This is a genomic window from Pseudomonas sp. Pseusp10, from assembly GCF_059492225.1.
Genome location: NZ_CP168528.1, coordinates 2,842,743 through 2,862,143, shown reverse-complemented (window position 1 = coordinate 2,862,143; position 19,401 = coordinate 2,842,743). Strand labels below are relative to the sequence as shown.

The 19,401-nt window shown below is 61.1% G+C and carries 22 protein-coding genes; 11 read left to right on the top strand and 11 right to left on the bottom strand.

Annotated elements, in window-relative coordinates; all coding sequences use genetic code 11:
• Positions 1-13 precede the first annotated feature (13 nt).
• The 7 genes from ACEN8Z_RS12875 to ACEN8Z_RS12845 all read right to left on the bottom strand — a co-directional run bounded on the left by ACEN8Z_RS12875 (position 14) and on the right by ACEN8Z_RS12845 (position 9,500).
• Positions 14-1,402 carry a purine-cytosine permease family protein gene (locus tag ACEN8Z_RS12875; protein WP_495597879.1) on the bottom strand — a complete coding sequence of 463 codons (1,389 nt, stop codon included), beginning with the start codon at positions 1,400-1,402 and terminating at the stop codon, positions 14-16.
• Positions 1,403-1,448: 46 nt separating this feature from the next.
• Positions 1,449-2,189 (bottom strand): TorF family putative porin, encoded by a 741-nt coding sequence (locus ACEN8Z_RS12870; RefSeq protein WP_008000451.1) that lies wholly within the window; start codon positions 2,187-2,189, stop codon positions 1,449-1,451.
• 109 nt (positions 2,190-2,298) lie between these two features.
• On the bottom strand, positions 2,299-4,038 hold the full coding sequence (locus ACEN8Z_RS12865) for an amidohydrolase (protein ID WP_495597878.1): 1,740 nt from the start codon (positions 4,036-4,038) through the stop codon (positions 2,299-2,301).
• 18 nt (positions 4,039-4,056) lie between these two features.
• Complete coding sequence (locus ACEN8Z_RS12860; protein WP_495598122.1) at positions 4,057-5,853, bottom strand: amidohydrolase; 1,797 nt, start codon at positions 5,851-5,853, stop codon at positions 4,057-4,059.
• 201 nt (positions 5,854-6,054) lie between these two features.
• Positions 6,055-7,074 carry a helix-turn-helix transcriptional regulator gene (locus ACEN8Z_RS12855; protein WP_495597877.1) on the bottom strand — a complete coding sequence of 340 codons (1,020 nt, stop codon included), beginning with the start codon at positions 7,072-7,074 and terminating at the stop codon, positions 6,055-6,057.
• A gap of 87 nt (positions 7,075-7,161) precedes the next feature.
• The gene (locus ACEN8Z_RS12850) at positions 7,162-8,004 is read right to left on the bottom strand and encodes a nitrilase family protein (RefSeq protein ID WP_495597876.1); all 843 of its coding nucleotides are present in this window, start codon (positions 8,002-8,004) and stop codon (positions 7,162-7,164) included.
• Entirely contained in the window at positions 8,001-9,500 is a 1,500-nt protein-coding gene (locus tag ACEN8Z_RS12845) for a purine-cytosine permease family protein (protein ID WP_495597875.1), read from the bottom strand. Before ACEN8Z_RS12845 ends, ACEN8Z_RS12850 begins: the two co-directional genes overlap by 4 nt.
• 199 nt (positions 9,501-9,699) lie before the next feature.
• Here ACEN8Z_RS12845 and ACEN8Z_RS12840 point away from each other — a divergent pair, with 199 nt between their 5' ends.
• The gene (locus tag ACEN8Z_RS12840; protein ID WP_495597874.1) at positions 9,700-10,602 is read left to right on the top strand and encodes a LysR family transcriptional regulator; all 903 of its coding nucleotides are present in this window, start codon (positions 9,700-9,702) and stop codon (positions 10,600-10,602) included.
• A gap of 110 nt (positions 10,603-10,712) precedes the next feature.
• Here the strand turns inward: ACEN8Z_RS12840 and ACEN8Z_RS12835 are convergent, their stop codons facing one another.
• Both ACEN8Z_RS12835 and ggt read right to left on the bottom strand, forming a co-directional pair.
• Positions 10,713-11,246: a cysteine hydrolase family protein gene (locus tag ACEN8Z_RS12835; protein WP_495597873.1), complete on the bottom strand. Its 534-nt coding sequence runs from the start codon at positions 11,244-11,246 to the stop codon at positions 10,713-10,715.
• Positions 11,247-11,315: 69 nt separating this feature from the next.
• The gene (gene ggt / locus ACEN8Z_RS12830) at positions 11,316-13,043 is read right to left on the bottom strand and encodes a gamma-glutamyltransferase (protein ID WP_495597872.1); all 1,728 of its coding nucleotides are present in this window, start codon (positions 13,041-13,043) and stop codon (positions 11,316-11,318) included.
• 136 nt (positions 13,044-13,179) lie between these two features.
• Between ggt and ACEN8Z_RS12825 the strand changes: the two genes are divergently transcribed.
• Positions 13,180-13,692, top strand: a complete 513-nt coding sequence (locus ACEN8Z_RS12825) for a methylated-DNA--[protein]-cysteine S-methyltransferase (protein WP_495597871.1) — start codon at positions 13,180-13,182, stop codon at positions 13,690-13,692.
• Here the strand turns inward: ACEN8Z_RS12825 and ACEN8Z_RS12820 are convergent, their stop codons facing one another.
• A complete protein-coding gene (locus tag ACEN8Z_RS12820; protein ID WP_495597870.1) occupies positions 13,693-14,286 on the bottom strand; it encodes an NUDIX domain-containing protein in 594 nt (197 codons plus the stop codon). It abuts the gene before it with no gap.
• A gap of 166 nt (positions 14,287-14,452) precedes the next feature.
• On the opposite strand from ACEN8Z_RS12820, the gene ACEN8Z_RS12815 reads away from it, so the two are divergent.
• Positions 14,453-14,878, top strand: a complete 426-nt coding sequence (locus tag ACEN8Z_RS12815) for a GNAT family N-acetyltransferase (RefSeq protein ID WP_033052504.1) — start codon at positions 14,453-14,455, stop codon at positions 14,876-14,878.
• 131 nt (positions 14,879-15,009) lie between these two features.
• Here ACEN8Z_RS12815 and ACEN8Z_RS12810 read toward each other — a convergent pair whose 3' ends face one another.
• The gene (locus ACEN8Z_RS12810; RefSeq protein WP_495597869.1) at positions 15,010-15,360 is read right to left on the bottom strand and encodes a hypothetical protein; all 351 of its coding nucleotides are present in this window, start codon (positions 15,358-15,360) and stop codon (positions 15,010-15,012) included.
• Between the two features lie 148 nt (positions 15,361-15,508).
• Between ACEN8Z_RS12810 and ACEN8Z_RS12805 the strand changes: the two genes are divergently transcribed.
• The 8 genes from ACEN8Z_RS12805 to ACEN8Z_RS12770 all read left to right on the top strand — a co-directional run bounded on the left by ACEN8Z_RS12805 (position 15,509) and on the right by ACEN8Z_RS12770 (position 19,381).
• Positions 15,509-15,757, top strand: coding sequence for a hypothetical protein (locus ACEN8Z_RS12805; protein ID WP_008000820.1), 249 nt, complete (start codon positions 15,509-15,511; stop codon positions 15,755-15,757).
• A 20-nt stretch (positions 15,758-15,777) separates the two neighbouring features.
• On the top strand, positions 15,778-16,107 hold the full coding sequence (locus ACEN8Z_RS12800) for a DUF6388 family protein (RefSeq protein ID WP_008000822.1): 330 nt from the start codon (positions 15,778-15,780) through the stop codon (positions 16,105-16,107).
• 25 nt (positions 16,108-16,132) lie between these two features.
• Positions 16,133-16,837: a YoaK family protein gene (locus ACEN8Z_RS12795; RefSeq protein ID WP_495597868.1), complete on the top strand. Its 705-nt coding sequence runs from the start codon at positions 16,133-16,135 to the stop codon at positions 16,835-16,837.
• Between the two features lie 164 nt (positions 16,838-17,001).
• Positions 17,002-17,394 (top strand): sulfurtransferase complex subunit TusD, encoded by a 393-nt coding sequence (gene tusD, locus ACEN8Z_RS12790; RefSeq protein ID WP_495597867.1) that lies wholly within the window; start codon positions 17,002-17,004, stop codon positions 17,392-17,394.
• Position 17,395: 1 nt separating this feature from the next.
• Complete coding sequence (gene tusC / locus ACEN8Z_RS12785; RefSeq protein ID WP_008000828.1) at positions 17,396-17,758, top strand: sulfurtransferase complex subunit TusC; 363 nt, start codon at positions 17,396-17,398, stop codon at positions 17,756-17,758.
• Positions 17,758-18,051, top strand: coding sequence for a sulfurtransferase complex subunit TusB (gene tusB / locus ACEN8Z_RS12780; RefSeq protein ID WP_495597866.1), 294 nt, complete (start codon positions 17,758-17,760; stop codon positions 18,049-18,051). Before tusC ends, tusB begins: the two co-directional genes overlap by 1 nt.
• A complete protein-coding gene (locus ACEN8Z_RS12775) occupies positions 18,048-18,383 on the top strand; it encodes a TusE/DsrC/DsvC family sulfur relay protein (RefSeq protein WP_015094405.1) in 336 nt (111 codons plus the stop codon). The genes tusB and ACEN8Z_RS12775 overlap by 4 nt, the downstream gene beginning before the upstream one ends.
• Entirely contained in the window at positions 18,380-19,381 is a 1,002-nt protein-coding gene (locus tag ACEN8Z_RS12770) for a glycosyl transferase family protein (RefSeq protein WP_495597865.1), read from the top strand. Before ACEN8Z_RS12775 ends, ACEN8Z_RS12770 begins: the two co-directional genes overlap by 4 nt.
• The last annotated feature ends 20 nt before the right edge of the window (positions 19,382-19,401 follow it).

Here is a 19,401-nt window from a genome sequence, read left to right as displayed (position 1 = left end):
TCGTTCGCGTTGGTTAACCCCGCTCAACCACCACGCCACTCATCGACGGCTTCGCCAACGCGTAATAAATCACCCCCGGCACCAGCAACCCGACGATCCACGAAATATCCACACCGCCCAGTTGCGCAACCATTGGCCCGGAGTAGAAATGGGTGTCGACAAAGGGCAACTGGATCAACACGCCAATCACGTACACGCTGATCCCCAGCACGTTCCAGCGACCGTAGCGCCCTGCCGGGTCGGACAGTGCCGGGACGTCGTAACGCTCCTTGTTGATGAAGTAGTAGTCCACCAGGTTGATCGCGCTCCACGGAGTGAAGAACGTCAGCAAAAACAGAATGAAGTACTTGAACGAGTTGAGGAACGAGTACTGCCCCAGCAATGCCAGCGTGGTGGATGCCGCGACGATCAGCAGCACAAACAGCATGCGCTGGCGGGCGGTGATTTCCAGGCGGCGACGAAAGCCGGTAATGATGGTGGCGATGCACATGAAACTGCCGTAGGCGTTGAGGGTCGACACCGTGACCTTGCCGAACACAATGCTCAGGTACAGCAAGGATGCGATCACCCCGCTACTGCCCAGACCGACAATGGTCGCCACTTCGTGCCCACGGAAATTCGCCCCGGCCAACGCGGCGGCGAACACCCCCAGCACCATCGAAGCCTGAGCCCCCAGCACCGTGCCGAGACCGACGGCAGCGAAGGTTTTCCACGATGAAGTCTTGCTCGGCAGATAACGCGAGTAATCCGCCACATAAGGACCGAACGCGATCTGCCAGGACGCCGAGAGCGACACCGCCAGCAGGAAGGTGCTCCAGCCAAAATGACGATTGTCGAGCAGCAGGCCGATATCGTTTAGGGTCATCAACCGGGTGAACAGGTAGGCGAAAGCGATGATGCCCAGCACGCTGGCCACCCGCCCGACCAGGTGAATCACCCGATAACCGAAGATCGTCAGGAACGCGATGCACGCCGCGAAAATCAGGATGCCGGCGCTGTCACTGACGCTGATCAATTGCGCAATCGCCTGCCCCGACAGCACCGCGCCGGTGGCGCTGAAACCGAGGTACATCAGGCACACCAAAACAATCGGGATCGCCGCGCCATACACCCCGAACTGCACGCGGCTGGAGATCATCTGCGGCAGGCCGAGCTTCGGCCCTTGCGCCGCATGCAGCGCCACCACGGCACCGCCGAATAGCTGACCGATCAGCAAGCCGATCAGTGACCAGAACACATCGCCGCCGAGTACTACGGCCAGGGCGCCGGTGACGATGGCAGTGATCTGCAGGTTGGCGCCAAGCCACAGGGTGAATTGGCTATAGAGACTGCCATGACGCTCGGCCTCGGGAATGAAATCAATCGAGCGGGTTTCGATCAGGGGACTTCGTTGCACACTCATGACGGTGTTTCCTTTGAGGAACTGTTTTTGTTATCAGGGATAGAACTTAGAAGTTCTTGGTGGCGCTCGCCACCACCGTGGCCGAACACAGATCGTCATAGCCATACCAGCCACTGCACTCGCTTTTCGTCAGGTCGGTGTCGACATAACTCAGGCCCCAGGTCACGCCGACGAAGTCGCGGGTCAGCTTGGCTTCCCACTCGTAGTAGGCCTCGCGGTTGTCGCCGTTGGCGGACCAGAAGGCCGGGTCTTTCACGTCGTTGCGCCCCACCCGCAGCTCCAGGCCGACCTCGGCCGGCAGCGTGAACTTGTAGCCGACGTAGGTGTAGAGGGTGTCCTGGTCTTCACCGAAAACGTTCGGTGTGTCCTTCGAGTAATAGGCGCCGAGCTTCACGCCATAGACGTCGAGAATGGCGTAGATCTCACTCAGGTTGAATTCGGAATTTTTCGGGTAGTCGTACTTGATGTAGCCCAGATCGAGGCTGATCGCGTCCGTCGCCTGCCAGTAGTACCCGGCGTAGTACTCAAGTTCCTGCCGGGTATCGAAGCCGCCACCGAAATCCACGTTGGAGGTCCAGGCGCCAATGTACAGGCCGCTGCTGTGCAGCAATGTTGCGCCAGCCTGGGCCGCCGGATCGCCCAGGGTCTGCGAGATGCCGCGGCTGCGGTAGTCGCTGACGACGCCCAGGGTCATGTCCAGGCTGAAGTCATCGTTGAGGGCCAGGGCCTGGCTGGTCAAAGGCGCCAATGCCAGTGCTGCGAGGGTCAAAGCTGAAAGTGCGTTCATGCGCTTCTCTTGTTTTTATGGGGGTACGGGGAATTTCAGCCACGGCGCTGCCAGGCCCGTCGCAATGCGAGGGGCCTGGCAGTTTTCAGACAGTGCGGTTGAACGCAGGTCAGGACGCGGGCGCGTAGACCTGCTTGCCGGCGAAGAAGGTGTTCAGGACTTTGGTCTCGAACAGTTCGTCATCGCTGACCTTGAACACATCGCGGTCGAGGATGATCAGGTCAGCCTGCTTGCCCGGTGCCAGCGAACCGATCTGCTGCTCCAGGCGCAGGGTTTTGGCGGCGTTGAGGGTGTAGGCGTAGAACATGGTCTGGCGGTCGATGCTCTCCTTGGCATTGAGCACACCCAGCGGCCCTTTGCGCGTGCTGGCCTGGGCAATGGCGTTGAACGGGTTGGGGCTGGACACCGGCCAGTCGCTGCCGCCGGCAATCACCGCGCCGGCGTCATGCAGCGACCGGGCGGGATACTGGTAACCGTAGGCGAAAGCGCTGATGTAGGGTTTGACCAGTTCGACGGTGTAGGTCTCGCCGGTGGCCCACAGCAGTTGCATGGAGGCGATCACCCCCAGTTGCTTGAAGCGCGCAAATTCCTTGGGATTGACCAGTTGCAGGTGAGCGATGCTGTGCGGCACCGGTGTCGGGTTGAGCTTGCGCGCATAGGCCACGCCATTGAGCGACTCACGCACCGCACGGTCGCCGACCGCGTGCATGTGCACGATCCAGCCGCGTTTTTCCGCCGCCACCACCAGCTCACCAAAGTGCGCCGGGTCGATCAGCAGCTGACCATTCTTGTGGCTGTTCTTGAACGGCACGATGACCGCGGCGGTCTGCCCCGGAAATTCGAGAATGCCGTCGGTGAACACCTTGATGCCGGGGAACGTCAGGTTGGGAACGCCTTCGAACTGCTTCATCACCGTGGCGATCACTTCCAGATCGGCCGGGCGGCTCTTCGGGTTGGTGACCATCAATGCCGCGACGTGAGCACTGAGTTCACCGTTCCGCGCCAGCGCCTTGTACAGCGGCAGCACGCCGACACTTTCCTTGGTGGCCTTGAAATCGAACAGCGAATCCTCACTGCCGCCGTTCGCCGCAGCGTCCATCCAGGCGGTGATGCCGTATTGATTGTTGACCCTCACCGCCTCGCGAGCGGCCTTGAGCATGGTCTCCGGGCTGGGCGCGGGGATCCCGCTGCGCACCACGTCCCAGCGGGATTCGGCAAAGTAACCGTTAGGCGTGAAGTCCTGTTCATGCCCGATGTAACCGCGGTCTTTTTCCGGCAGGCTTTTGACCAGTGCTGCGTCGATATTCAGACGCTTGAGCATCGCGTTGTTGGCCCAACCGGTGTGGCCGTCGATGCCGCTGAAGACGATGGGCTGATCGGCCCAACGCCCCTGATTGAACATTTTTCCGAGTTCACGGCTTTTTTCCCAATAGGCCGAACTGACACCGGCGACGCTGATCACATCACCGGCCCTGGCACGGCCGGCCTTGTCCTCTTCGATCAACCATTGCTCCAGTTCCGGCAAGGGTTTGACCTCGTCCAGCAGGTTGGCTTTCATGTTGTCGAATGCGCCCACGATCGGGTGGCTGTGGGTGTCGATCATGCCTGGCATCAACACCTTGCCCGCCAGGTCGATACGCTGGGTCCCGGCATCGGCCAGGGCGTTGATTTCGGCATTACTGCCCACTTTCAGAATCTTGCCGTCTTGCACCGCAACAGCCTGCACCAGCGCCTGGCCGGGTTCGGCGGTAAAGACCTTGCCGTTGAACAACACAAGGTCGGCGGCAGCCATCGCTTGCACCGACGATAACGCCAGCGCAGCGGCCAACAGGTTTGGAATGAATCGCATCGGAACGCTCTCTAATTTTTATGGGGCGGATCGGGAAGTAACAGCTTGGGAAACTACCTGTGGCGCAAGCCCCAGGAACGGCGCCTTGGCCCACACGACCTTGCCGCCGACCAGCGTCAGCAGCACGTCGTTGCGACCCAACTCCTCTTCGGGCACCTGCATGAAGTTCTTGTCCAGCACGATCAGATCAGCGAACTTGCCGACTTCGACCGAACCCACCACCGCGTCCAGCTTCAGCTGTTCGGCGGCATTGAGGGTGATGCTGCGCAGCACTTCGGCTCGCGACAGCGCCGGATCGGCGTTGAGTCGCCCGGCGTACTTGGGGCCATAGCTGTGCGGATTGGTGGGGTCGCCGGAGCGGGTGACACCGACTTTCAGCGCCAGGAACTCATCGAGGGGATCGACCGGCCAGTCGCTGCCAAACGCCACACGACCGCCAGCATGGGCGATGCTGCCCGAGGGTTCCATGCGCTCGAATCGCTCGGCACCGAGGTGATCGCTGGTGCCATCGACCGTGGACGGCGCCTGCTGCGCCCACTGGAACGACATGGTGGCCGTGACGTCCAGTGCCTTGAAGCGTGGGTAGTCGGCAGGGTCGACCGACTCGGCGTGCGCGATGGCCGGGCGGAAATGATTGCCCGCCAGTTGCTCGCGCACGTAGGCAACGCTGTCCAGTGCATCCCGCACCGCGCGCTCGCCGGTGGCATGCAGGTGCGGATCGAACCCGGCCTTGACCGCCTCCAGCAACAACGGATTGAGCACTTGCGGCGGGAAGTACAGTTCGCCCAGGTTTTTGCCCGGTGTCCACTTCGGCGCCTTGTCAGTGCCGCTGTTGTGCAGGTACGGGGTCAACATGGCACCGGTGTCCGCCGGGGCATTGATGATGCCGTCCATGAACAGTTTGACGTGGCGCATGTTCACGCCCGGCGCGACATGCACTTCGCCCTGGTCGTAGGTGTTGGCCAGGGCCTTGGCCTCGGCGATGGTTTTCACCGGGTCCGCCGCAGCAGCGGCCGGGTCCAGCTTGATCGCCAGCAAGGCCCGGGCGGTCAATTCACCGGACTTTTGCAGGCTGCTGAAGCCCTTGCCGTTTTCCGGGCCGGACAATGCGTCGAAGAAACTGGTGATGCCCTGTTGGCGCATGGCGTCGAGGGCAGCTCGCAGCTGGTTGAGTTTTTCTGCGTCGGTGGCGGGCGGCACCACGGCGGCCAACGACTCGGCGGCGCCGTCCTCGCAGATGCCGTTCGGGTTGCCGGCGCTGTCACGTCGGTACTTGCCGTCTTCGGGGTCGGCGGTGTTCTTGTTGATCCCGGCCAGTTCCAGGCCGCGAGAGTTGGCCAGCACGGTATGAAAATCGGTGGAGCGGACCTGGATCGGCCGTTTGGTCTTGAGCGCATCCAGGGTCGATTTATCGGGGTCACCGTCGAGCCCGGTCATGCCCATGCGATCCCAACTGCCCACTTCCAGCCAGACATCCGGGCCCTTGTCCTTGTCGGCATCGAGACAGGCCTGGATGCTCGCCTGGAACTGCTTGCGGGTCATCGCCTGGTACTTCAGATCGCACAAGGTCATGGCGCGACCGCCGTCCCCCGGGTGCATGTGCGCATCGACGAAGCCCGGCATCAGCATGCGCCCGGCCAGGTCGATCAGTTGTGTTTGCTTGCCGATGTAGCCGTCGACCCCGGCATCGTTGCCCACGTAGACAATCTTGCCGCCGGAAATCGCGATGGCCTGTTGCACGGAATCCTGGCCATCGACGGTGTAGACGTAGCCATTGCGCATGACCGTGTCGGCGGGCGTCGCGCCCAATGCCATGCAGGAAAATGCCGTTGTCGACGCAACGGCGATGAACAACCTGGAAAGTCTCAAATGCCTCACCCCTGTTCTTATTGTTTTGAAGCGGCCCGAAGCGACTGCACAAGCCCTTGATAGACAGGGACTACCCTATAGGGCGCAGCGCTCGAATGGACCTCTGCAAATGAGGAGGGGTGAGGCAAATAATTGAAACGGCGGGGATTAATCCCGGCGCACGGACTCCGCCAGCGCACCCGGCGAACGCAGGACCGAGCCCAGCTCCACCTTGCTTTTCACACCGAGCTGCAAGTAGCAATTACGCAAATAGGTGCGCACGGTCGCGGGGCTCAGGGCGAGGAGTTTGGCGATCTCTTTGTAGGAATGGCCGGCGGCGAACAGCATCGCTGCGGTGCGTTCCCGTGGTGCCAGGCCATCCCCGCCCGACGGTGCCTCGAGGGAAAGGATGACGTGTTCGGCGTTGGGGCTGAGGGTCAGGGCGCAGCGGCCCAGGCGGATCACACAGGGGGCTTTGGACAATTGCGCAACGACGTCGGCCGGCAGTGTCGAACCGCTCCAGCCGGGCAGTTCGCGCTGAATCGCGGCACACAACCGGGCGCCGACATAGAGCAGGCTGCCGTCCATGCGCGCGATCCCGGAGTCGCTCGCACCATTGTCGGTGTCGAAGCGGATCATGTCCTGCACCTGAAACCGCCACAGCTGGAACAGGTGATCGCAGTAAGCCGCAAACAGCTCGCCTTCCGTTTCGTTGAATGCCTGTTCATGCTCACCACGGTAGAGGCAGGCGAAGAACATCAGACCGCTTTCTGGCAGTTCGAAGGTGATGCACATCAAATGAAACAGGTCGTGACGCCGGGCGAAGTCGTTGACCGCTTCGCAGGGGTCGTTGAAACCGCTGTCGCGCAACACCTCGCCGGGTTGATTCAAGGTGGTATGGGAGAATTTGTCGTTGGCCGCTACCGGATGCCATTCGGCAACAAAGGATTCGGGCAGGTTGATGCGTCCGTGCATCCAGCTTTGCGGGGTAACGTTGCCGGGGGGCGACATCTCGCCCCACCACGCAGAGGTGAAGGGCACCAGTTGACCGAATGTTTGCAGGCCATCGGCGATGAACCGCGACGCCCCGCTTTCCCGTGCCAGCCGCCCCAGGTGCAACACGCAATGATTGAACGCCTTCAGCGTGGCCAGCGACCTGTTGTCGTCAACCTTGTTTCCCCCCTCCATTTTTGCGATCCCGTTCACTGCATGGTCTGTTGCCTTGACGATGCCATAGGCTCGGGAATGGCGTCCAGCTCGCCGTGACATCAACGGTTACAAACTGCTGTTCAATCCGTACAACTGTGGCCGGCGGTCCTGATGCAGGTCGTTGCGGGCGCTAATGCGCTTGTTGCGCGCTTCGGCGAGGTTCAGCGTCGCCAGCAGGATTTGCTCGCCGCCCTGCTCCGCCGGACCGGCCAAGGGATAACCGTCAGCATCGACGATGACCGACCCTTGCACCCAGCCGACCCCGCGTTCATGGCCATAGCGATCGCATGCTGCAATGAACATGCGGTTCACCGAAGCATTGGCCTGCACCCGCAAGACTTCGGCCGGGCGCTCGGTTTGCGGCCGCGGACCGTCGGGCCAGTTGACCGGCGCACACAGCAGATCGGCCCCGGCCAGTGCCGGCAGTCGCACCCACTCGGGAAACTCCAGGTCGTAGCAAATCAGCATGCCGAGACGCCCATGAACCGTCTCGACCACCGGCGGCGCGGCATCGCCGGCGCTGAAGATTTCTTTTTCGGCATCCCACAGATGCGCCTTGCGGTACACCGCACGCAACCCTTGGGCATCGATCATCGCCGCGCTATTGGCCAGCTCATCACCGGGCAGGCGCTCGCAAAATCCGCCGACTATCACCAGGTTCAGCTCACGAGCCAGGGCCTGCCAGAGTTGCAAGGTCGGGCCATCAGCGGTTTCCGCCAGGGTCAGCGCTTCGTCGCGGTCGGCAAACAGATAGCCGCTCTGCACCAGCTCAGGCAGCACTACGATTTGCGCGCCCTGGTACGCCGCCTGACGAATCGCGCGCTCGGTGAGCGTGCGGTTGTAGGCCAGGTCACCTATTTTCGGTGCCAGTTGGCAGCAGGCGACCACCGTATTTTTTGCGCTGTTCAACGCCCTGCCTCCGCAGATGAGTGGGTCATGGCGACGATGTCGCTTTCGCTCAGCGCGTCGATCACCCGGCGCTCGGCGGCCAGATCAATCGAGCGGCTGAGCAGGTAATAGGTCAGCCCCGAGACCACCAGGCCCACCAGCCAGGCGATGTCCACGCCTTCCAGCACCCGCGCCAGTGGGCCGACGAACACCTCTTTGCCAGCGGCGGCATCGAAGATGTAGAAGAACGGCACCATGGCGGCGAAGCCGATCAGGTACGAGGCAATGCCGCGAAATTGCCAGGCGCCGTAGATGCCCTTCGGTGTGAAGAAATGCGGGATCGCATAGCGGCCCTTGCGCACGAAGAAGTAGTCGACCAGGTTGACGGCGGTCCACGGCACGAGGAAGTACAGCAACAGCACCAGGAAGGTGTTCAGCAGCGCGATACCGTCCCCTTTGATCGACAGCACGCAGGTCAACAGAATCACGCTGATCACACTGATCGACAGCACGCGGGCGCGGGGAGTCGGGGTGATTTTTTTGATCGAGTCGACACCGGTCAGCAGCGTCAGCATGGCGCTGTAGGTGTTGAGCGCGATGATCGGCAGGAAGCCCGCCACCGAGACGATCACCAGCAGATTGCCCAACCCCGGCACCATCGAGGAACCGACCTGATTCAACGCCACCAGTGCATCCGCGGCTTTCAACTGCTGCGCCAGCCAGGCGCCGAGGCCGATCATCCAGCTGCCCGACAACGAGGCACCGATGAACACCGCCGCGATCAGTTTCGCCCGGCTGGTGTTTTTCGGCAGGTAACGGGAATAGTCGGACACGTAGGGTGCATAGGAAATGTTGTAGCTGGCACCGATGGCGAACAGCGTGGCGAAGGCCACCCAGTTGAAGCCCAGATCGGTCGCCGGCGTGACGCCTTCCTGACCCGCACCGAACATCAGGGCGATGGTCACCAGGGCGTACAGCGGCAAGGTCGCCAGCAAGGCCCACTTGAAGGCCTTGTGCATCAGGTCGTGGCCGTAGATCGACAACAGTGCGCCGATCAGCACCACCGCGACGGCAACGATGGTCGGGTCGATGCCGAACACATGTTCAAGGCCGTTCATGATCAGCGAGATATTCACCACGTTGAAACCGACGAACACGAACATCGTCGCCATCAACGCCAGGATCACTCCGCGATAACCAAACTGGGCGCGGGACTGGATCATCTGTGGCAGGCCCATTTCCGGGCCCTGGGAGCCGTGGAACGCCATGAAAATGGTGCCGAACATGATGCCCAGGGCACCGGAGAGCATGGTCCACAACGCCGACAAACCGAGGCTCGGGCCGACAAAACCGATGGAGATGGTGAAGAAGTGGAAGTTGCCCAGGAACCAGAACGGCCCCTGGCTGCTGAGTTTGGCGTGACGTTCGTTTTCCGGAATGTAATCGATGGAGTGGCCTTCGATGGCCAACCCGCCACTCGCCTCGGCGGCGCGCGCAGACACTGGGGAACCTGACATACGATTGTTCCTATGCTGTTGTTTGTTGTTTTTGTGGGTACAGCGCTCGCCACGACGTCCAGTTCAGGTGAAACTCCATAAAAAGCTGACGATGACGCTGGTTTCACGGCAATGTAGGGCGTGAGTCCGAGCAATAAAATATCGCAGGCACACTGTTCACATAGATCAGCGCCTATGTAATCGAGAATCGGGAGTCCCCATGCTGGGAACTGTAACGGAGCTGGATCTGCGTCTGATCCGGGTATTTTTGACCGTCGTTGAGGCCGGCGGCATTTCGGCGGCACAAACCGCCCTCAATACCACGCAACCGACGATCAGCGCGCAACTGGCGACGCTGGAAGCGCGGGTCGGTTTTCGTCTGTGCGAACGCGGGCGTGGCGGGTTTTCCGTAACACCCAAAGGCACGCAGTTCATCGAGGCGGCCCGACGCTTGCTGGCGGCTGCCGAGGGTTTTCGGGTCGAGGTGCAGCACATCAACCGCAAAGTCTCGGGCAGCATCAACATCGGCCTGCTGGGGCAAATCGATCCGGTGGCGAACAGGAAAATCGGCCTGGCCATTGCCCGTTTGCGGGCTCGGCACGAGGGGCTGTACTTCCATTTCACCGAGCTGTCGTCGTCCCTGCTGGAAGAGAAAATCATCAACGGCCATATCGACTTGGCCATCGGTTACTTCTGGCACCGCTTGCCCAGCATCGATTATTTCCCGCTGTTCCCGGAAACCCAGATCGCCTACTGCGCGCCCTCGCATCCGTTGTTCGGGCAAGTCGGCGCACTGACCCGTGAAGATGTCAGCGGGTTTGACTGGGTCTGGCCGAGCCATCCGCTGCCGGAAATGCCGGCCCCCACGTCAATTGAACGCCTGACCGTGCTCACCGACAGCATGGACGGCGCGGCCCTGCTGATTCTGTCCGGCCAGCATTTGGGGTTTCTGCCGCAGCACTACGCGACCCGCCATGAACAGCTGGGGCAGCTGCACCCGCTGAATCCGGACCTGCTGCGCTATGAGGTGAGCTTTCATGCGGCGGTGCGGCATTCGGCTCGCCAGCGGGATCTGGTGAGTGCGTTCCTGAATGAGTTGATCGAGATTTTCGGACCGATGTAGATCCTGTGGGAGCGGGCTTGCTCGCGAAGGCGTCGTTACAGTCAATATTGATGTTGACTGACCCACCGCTTTCGCGAGCAAGCCCGCTCCCACAGGGAAATGCGGTGGTTTCAGAAATGGATGTCGTTGGCCGGTATCACATCGATCCGCGCCACGGCGCCGGTCCGGAGCGCCAGGTCCTTGTTGTGTTCGGCAATGATGTCTTCGGCGCTGAGGTTGCCATTGTCGATGGTGGAATGTGCGTCCCCCGCCAGCACCACCTCGTAGCCCAGTGTCAGGGCCTGACGCACGGTGGCGTTGACACAGTAATCGGTCTGCAGGCCGCAGATGACCAAGCGTTCGAAGTCCTCTTTCGGCAACAGTCTTTGCAGATTGGTCTGGTAGAACGAATCCGGGGTGGTCTTGCGCACGCGATGATCCTTGGGCGAGGTTTCCAGCCCTTCGGCCAGTTGCCAGCCGCCAGCCTCATGCGCCAGCAGGCTGCCCGCTTCTTCGTGCTGGATCAGCACCACGGGAACTCCGGCCTTGCGCGCCCGGGCAGAAAGGTCATTGATGGTGTTGATGACACGCCCGATCTCGAAGCACGCGTACTCACCGGAACACAAAGCCTGCTGAACATCGATGATTAACAACGCAGTGGTCATGATTTCCTTCCTTGAAGTGTCGAGGAATCAGGGGACGAACATAAGCCCGTCCCCTTGCGGATACAAGCCTCAATAACCCAGCGACAACCCGGTGTTACGCCGTGGGTCGTTCGCCCCGTAGAAACGGTTCTTGCCCACCGGTTTACCACCCAGGGACGGCGCGCCGACCAGGATCGCCGCCAGGTGGTTGGGGTCCTGGGGACCTGCGAACTTGTGGCCCCAGCTTTCGAGGATTTTCACCGTGTCCGGGCTGGTGGTGAAGGCTTCCAGGTTGGTTTCCTCCGGCAGCCACTGCTGGTGGAAACGCGGCGCATCCACTGCTTCCTGGATGTTCATGCCGTAGTCGATCACGTTGAGCATGGTCAGCAAGGTCGCGGTGATGATGCGGCTGCCACCCGGCGTACCGACCACCATCACCACTTTGCCGTCCTTGGTGACGATGGTCGGGCTCATGGATGATAGCGGCGCCTTGCCGGGCGCGATGGCGTTGGCCTCGCCCTGCACCAGGCCGTACATGTTCGGCACGCCGACTTTCGAAGTGAAGTCGTCCATTTCATCGTTGAGGATGACCCCGGTCTTGCTCGCCATCACGCCAGCACCGAACCAGTCGTTGAGGGTATAGGTCACCGACACTGCGTTGCCCCATTTGTCGACGATGGAGTAATGCGTGGTGTTGTTGCCTTCATGGGGCGCTACGCCGGGCTTGAGTTCGCTGGATACCGCGGCTTTTTGTGGCTTGATCGCTTCGCGAAGCTTGGTTGCGTAGTTTTTATCCAGCAGGTGGGCAATCGGGTTCTTCACGAAATCCGGGTCGCCCAGGTAGCTGTTGCGGTCCACATAGGCGTGGCGCATCGCCTCGATCTGATAGTGCATGCCCTGGGCCGAGTGGTAGCCCAGATCCTTCATCGGATAGCCTTCGAGGATGTTCATGATCTCGCAGATCACCACGCCGCCGGAGCTCGGTGGCGGTGCGGAAACGACGTGATAGCCACGGTAGTCGCACTCGATGGGCGCCAGTTCGCGGGTCTTGTATTTGTCGAGGTCGGCCTGGGTGATGATGCCCTTGTTGGCCTGGCTGGAGGTGACGATAGCGTCGGCGACCCAGCCCTTATAGAAACCGTCGGCGCCTTTCTCGGAGATTTCCCGCAGGGTCTTGCCGAGGTCCTTTTGCACCAGTTTCTGGCCGACCTGCATCGGCTCGCCGTTATGGAGAAATATCGAGCCGGAATCCTTCATGTCCTTCTTGAACATGTCAGTGGCGTAGTCCAGCAGATCGACATCCCCCTGCTCCAGCACGAAACCGTCTTCGGCCAGCTTGATGGCCGGGGCGATGATTTCCTTGCGCGGCTTGGTGCCGTACTTGGACAGCGCCAGTTCCATCCCCGAAACGGTGCCCGGCACACCTACGGCCAGATGGCCACGGGTACTCAAGTCGGGAACGACGTTGCCCTCCTTGTCCAGGTACATGTTGGCGGTAGCGGCCAGCGGGGCTTTTTCACGGAAGTCGAGGAAGGTCTTGCGCCCGTCCGCCAGTTGAATGGTCATGAAACCGCCGCCACCGAGGTTACCAGCCGCGGGGTACACCACCGCCAGCGCATAGCCGACCGCGACCGCCGCATCGACAGCATTGCCGCCGTTCTTGAGCACATCCACGCCCACGTGGCTGGCCAGGTGCTGGGCCGTGACCACCATGCCGTTTTCTCCCGTAGCCGGGGCCACGGAGGCGGCGTGAGCAGTCAGACAGCTGAGTGCCAATGAGGTCGCAATCAGCGATTTGGCAAAAGGTTCATACTTCATGAGTCGGTCTCTTCTTGTTATTTCGTAGGAAAACGCTTCAAAAGCCGTAGCCAAGTATGGTCGGGATTACGTATTGCGCCTCCCCGTCGAGACAGTATCCTTAACGCCTGTTCAGCCATTTCGTGCGAGCCCTGGCATGACCTATACCTGCACCACTGTGGCTTCACCTGTCGGCCAGTTGAAGCTGGTCGCGAACGGTTCACGACTGGCGGCTATCCTCTGGGAAAACGACAAACCCGGTCGGGTGCGCCTCGGACCGATGAGCGAAGCGCCGGACAACCCGATCCTGGTGCGCACGGCTGCGCAGCTGGGCGAGTATTTTTCCGGCACCCGCGATCGCTTCGAACTGGAACTGGATTTTGCCGGCACGGAATTTCAGAAGAAGGTCTGGGCGGCGCTGCTGACCATCCCGTTCGGTGAGACCCGCAGCTACAGCCAGATCGCCGAGCAGATCGGCAACCCGGCAGCGGTCAGGGCGGTGGGCGCGGCGAATGGCAAGAACCCGATATCGATCGTGGCGCCGTGTCACCGGGTGATTGGCGCGTCGGGCAAGCTGACCGGGTTTGCCGGGGGACTTGAGGCGAAGGAGCTGTTGCTGACGCTGGAGGGTGGGCAATGGCCCGGCACGGCACGCCTGCCAGGCTTTTGATCATGCTTGGGGGAACAGATTTTTCATCGCCGCATACTGCAACAGCATGATGGTCTTGGCGTCGCAGATCTCGCCGCGGTAAAACGCTTCGAGCGCGTCGTCGAAACGCCATTCCAGCACTTCCAGTTCCTCGGTTTCCGCCTCCAGCCCACCACCGTCGCTGACCTTGGAGGCCGCATCGTACTCAGCGATGAAGAAGTGCAGTTTTTCCGTCACCGAACCGGGGCTCATGTACGCCTCGAACACCTTCTGCACATGGTGCACGCGGTAACCCGTCTCTTCCTCCGCCTCATCGCGGATGCGGTCTTCGGGTGCGGCGCCTTCCAGCAGCCCCGCCGCCACTTCGATCAACAGCCCATCGTGGCCATTGACGAACACCGGCAGGCGAAATTGCCGGGTCAGTACCACGGTTCTCTTTTCGCGGTTGTACAACAGAATCGCCGCGCCGTTGCCACGGTCGTAGACCTCTCGCGCCTGGCGTTGCCACTCGCCGTTGTTGCGGCGGTAATCGAAGGTGATTTTCCTGAGCAGGTACCAGTCGTGGGACAACACCTGAGACTCAAGGATGTTGACCCGCTCGGCTGTGTTCGACATGACAACGCGTCCTGTTACTTGTCTGAGGGTCCACATGTTAAATGAAAACGAACAGCGCTTGCCCCCTCAAGCAAGCGGCGCGTTGACGACGGTTCAACTTTTCCGGGGATGGATCAATCGCTGCAAGCGGGATAGGCTGCGGTTTCAATGCCATATGGATATAGCCATGAACCTGCGTATCGAACTGTCGCAAAACCCCACGGAAGAACAACGCCAGGCGATCCTCAAGCCATTGCGCGCGTACAACGGCTCGAAGGCCGAAGGTAACGTGCCTGAGCACATCGCCTTGCTGGTGCGCGACGACAACGACGAAATCCTCGGCGGCCTGCATGGCCGATTTTTTTACCAGTGGCTGTACATCGACTTGCTGGTGGTGCCGGAACAGGCGCGGGGACAGGGCATGGGCTCGAAGCTGATGCAGATGGCCGAGGACCTGGCGCGGGAACGGCGCTGCGTCGGGCTGTGGCTCGACACCTTTGAATTCCAGGCACCGGAGTTCTACAAGAAATGCGGCTATAGCGAGATCGGGCACATTGCCGACTATCCGCCGGGCCACAAGCACTTCTTCTTCCAGAAGCGCCTGATTTACTGACTCGACACAATACCTGTAGGAGCGAGCTTGCTCGCGATGGTCGTCAACGAAAACGCTGGGTGCCTGACACCCCGCGGCGTTCCGATTTTTTTCGCGAGCAAGCTCGCTCCTACAGGGGGTACAGCGTCAGATCACAAACAAGTCGCCAACGCCGCCAACCGGCGCTTGGCCACGAAATCGTCCTTCTGCGCGTAGTAGCTCAACGCCGTGCCCGAGGCATCGGTGGTCACGTCGACGAAAGACTCTGCCGAACGCGTGTAAACCGTAGTGACGCCCTTCCCGCCTGCCTGCAAATACGCCGCGGCATCGACACCGAACACGGCCTCGTCCTGCCAGGAAAACTGCACGCACTGGGCGACGTCTTTTGCCGGTTTTTCCGAGTTCAGGGTCTTGTACGGGGCCTTGGTGCGGGCATCGTTCATCGCCGAACCCGCGCATCCCGCCAGCAACGTCACGGCCAGCGCCACCATCAGAAATCGCATTGCATTCACTCATCAGGAAAAAGCGGACTTTATCACCCCGGCAGCCCGTATCGTTCTGCTTTACTGCATTTATACCGCGACACCGCGCAACGATTCGCGCACCCTGTCGCGCCAATACCGCCGCATCGCGCCTATCACTGGAATTCTGATGACACCCAATGCCGAGTTTTACAAACCGACCGCTGAATATGCCGACAAGCTGATCAGCCAGATCGGTCAGACGCCTTCATGGATCGCCAAGCGAATCGGTGTCACCGACAAGCGGATTCGCTACATCCTCAACGGCGAAAGAACCGTCAAAGGCGAAACCACACCAATCCAGATGACCTATACCGAACAGTTTGCCCTTGAATGCCTGGCAGCAGCGGCCAAGGCCAGCAAGAAGCAGTCTTCGTAATCCCCACTCAAGGAGCGACCATGGCGGCAACCGAACTGCAGCATGAGCTAGCACTCAAGAAGTTTCTCGATGCGCGCCCCGAATTGCGCGAAGAACTCGACCACCTCAACCCGCTGTTGGCTCAGGCCAAGGGCGAAACGGCGGCCCAGTATCGCGAGGAACGACTGCACGAAGCGTTTGAAGCTGAAGCGGAACGCCAGAAATTGTTCGCTTGGGAACTGACGTTGCAATTAACCGCCGCCACGTCCCGGGACTATGAGGCGCAGCGCCTGGAAGTGCACCGGGAAGTGGCAGAAATGGCCGGCATGGACTGGCTGGAATATTGCGAGTTGAATGGGATAAAACCCTAAGCACTGTTCAGGGATACCATCGCCGATGCTGCCCAACACCGCCAGGCCCCACGCCAGCCCCGGTCACTTGCACACGCAGAAATGGCGCGGGCGCATAGGCCTGAGCCTGGTGGCCATGCTCTCGGTACTCGCCGGCATGACCGACGCCATCGGCTTCATGGCCAGCGGCGACTTCGTCTCGTTCATGAGTGGCAATACCACCCGGATGGCTGTCGCCATCAGCACTGGCGACCTTGGCTTGACCCTGCGCCTGGTGATCCTCATCGCCACCTTCATCGTCGGCAACGCGCTGGGCATTATCGTCAGCCGGCTAGGTGGCCGCCGAGCGTTGCCCTTGTTGCTGAGCATTGCCACGTTGTTATGCGCCGCCGCAGCCTGGCCTTTCGATGCGCAACTGCCCGCACTGCTGGCAGCGATCATCGCCATGGGAATGCTCAACGCCGCGGTAGAAGAAGTGAATGGCCTACCGGTCGGCCTGACCTACGTGACAGGCGCCCTGTCGCGCTTCGGCCGCGGACTGGGACGCTGGATGCTCGGCGAGCGCCGTAATGGCTGGCGCGTGCAACTGATCCCCTGGACCGGCATGTTCGCTGGCGCGGTACTCGGTGCCGTGCTGGAACATCACTTGGGGCTCAAGGCGTTGTTTGCCAGTGGCCTGTTGGCTGCCGGGCTCGGGGTGTTGTCGTTGAAGATCCCGCGGCGCTGGCAGTTGGGGTATATGCCGCGTTGACTTTAGCCCGCTATCGCTGGCAAGCCAGCTCCTACAGGGTATGTCGCCACAGATCTACTGTAGGAGCTGGCTTGCCAGCGATAAGGCCCGCACAGACAACATCACTTTGGCCGCCCCGGCGATAAAGCTTTATCATGGCCGCAGTTTCGCTGATCGAGTCTGTCATGAAGTTCGCCATCGCCGTGTTTTCCGCCGCCCATGCGCCCTCCTCGCGCCGCGCCTTGCTGTTCGCCCAAGCGGCGCTGGCCGGCGGGCATGAGATTGTCCGGCTGTTTTTCTACCAGGATGGCGTCTACAACGCATCCGGCAGCGTGGTCACACCCCAGGATGAACTGGACTTGCCCAAGCAATGGCGCACATTCGTCAGCGACCATCAACTTGATGGCGTGGTGTGTATCGCCGCCGCCTTGCGTCGTGGTGTCTTGAATGAAGAAGAGGCCAAGCGCTATCAGCGCGAGGCTGTAGCCGTCGCCGCGCCGTGGGAGTTGTCCGGTCTCGGCCAATTGCATGACGCGGTGCAGGATGCCGACCGCCTGATCTGTTTCGGAGGCGCATGACATGGCCAAGTCCCTGTTGATCATCAGCCGCCAGTCGCCATGGTCCGGCCCGGGCGCGCGGGAAGCTTTGGATATCGTGCTGGCCGGCGGTGCCTTCGATCTGCCGATTGGCCTGTTGTTTCTCGATGACGGCGTGTTCCAGCTGGCCGCCAGTCAGAACGCCAAGGCCTTGCAACAGAAAGACCTGAGCGCCAATCTGCAGGCCCTGCCGATGTTCGGTGTCGAGGAACTGTTTGCCTGTGGCGACAGCATCACCCAGCGCGGCCTGGACCCGAGCGGCCTGTCGCTGGAAGAAGCCCAAGTGTTGGCCGCCCACGAAATCAGCGCCCTCATTGATCGTTACGACCAGGTGATCACCCTCTGATGTCGACTTTGCATGTGTTGTCTCATTCCCCGTTCGGCGACGAACGCCTGACCAGTTGCCTGCGCGTGATCGGCGCCAACGACGGGTTGCTGTTGTCCGGTGATGCAGCCTATGCGTTGCAGCCAGGCACCGCGCCGTTCGCTGCGCTCAGCGCACGTGGCCTGAAACTGTTCGTCCTGGCCGAAGATGCCCAGGCCCGTGCACTTGTGGTTCCAGACTGGGCCCTGGCCATCGATTACCCGGCCTTCGTCGAACTGTCGATTCACTACGACAAGGTCAACAGTTGGCTATGAATGCATTGACGGTTGGCGCCCGCGCCATCGAGCTGGACAAGGACGGTTTCCTGGTCGAACTGAATGACTGGTCCGCCGATGTGGCCAGTGCCCTGGCGGCTGCCGAAGACATCGAGTTGACGCCCGAACACTGGGAAGTCCTCGAACTGCTGCGCAGTTTCTACGCCGAATTCCAGCTGTCACCGGCCACCCGCCCGTTGATCAAGTACACCGCCCTGAAACTCGGCCCGGAAAAAGGCAACAGCCTGCACCTGAACCGCCTGTTCAAAGGCACTCCCGCCAAACTCGCCGCGAAACTGGCGGGCCTGCCCAAACCGACGAATTGCTTATGACTGATTACCCAGCACTGACCCTCGAAACGCCCGCCGAGCACCCGTTCGCCCAATTCGTGCGAATCCTCGGCAAAGGCAAGCGCGGCGCCCGCGATCTGACCCGGGCTGAGGCCCGCGAAGCCATGGGCATGGTGTTCGATGAAAAGGTCGAGGAAACCCAGCTCGGGGCGTTCCTGATGCTGTTGCGGCACAAGGAAGAAAGCGCCGAGGAAATGGCCGGGTTCACCGAAGCCTTGCGTGAGCGCCTGAATCCGCCAGCATTGGCGGTGGATCTGGATTGGCCGACGTATGCCGGCAAGAAACGTCATCTGCCGTGGTTTCTGCTGGCGGCCAAGTGTCTGGCGCAGAATGGCTTGCGGATTTTCATGCATGGCGGCGGTGCCCACACGGCTGGCCGGTTGTACACCGAGCAACTGCTGGGCGAATTGAACATCCCGCTGTGCCGCAACTGGCAACAGGTCGGCACGGCGCTGGATAACGGCGGACTGGCCTTCATGCCACTGGTGGACTGGGCACCGCAGTTGCAACGGATGATCGACCTGCGCAATACCCTGGGCTTGCGCTCGCCGATTCACTCGCTGGCGCGGATTCTCAATCCGCTGGGTGCGCGTTGCGGCCTGCAAAGCATTTTCCACCCTGGCTACCAGGCCGTGCACCGCGATGCCAGCGGCCTGCTCGGTGATACCGCCATCGTGATCAAGGGCGATGGCGGCGAAATCGAGATCAACCCGGACGCCGACAGCCACCTGTACGGTACGAGCGGTGGCGAGAGCTGGGATGAGGAATGGCCGCAGTTGTCCGCGCAGCGTCACGTCAAACCCGCCTCGCTTGAACCTGAACATATGAAAGCGGTGTGGCGTGGTGATGTGGTCGACAGCTACCCGCAAATGGCCCTGATCTCGACCATGGCCCTGGCCTTGCGTGGCCTCGGACAAAGTCGCGAACAGGCCTTCGAAACCGCAGAAAAATACTGGGCGGCGCGGGACAAATCGATTTAACTGATCATTCACGCCCGATC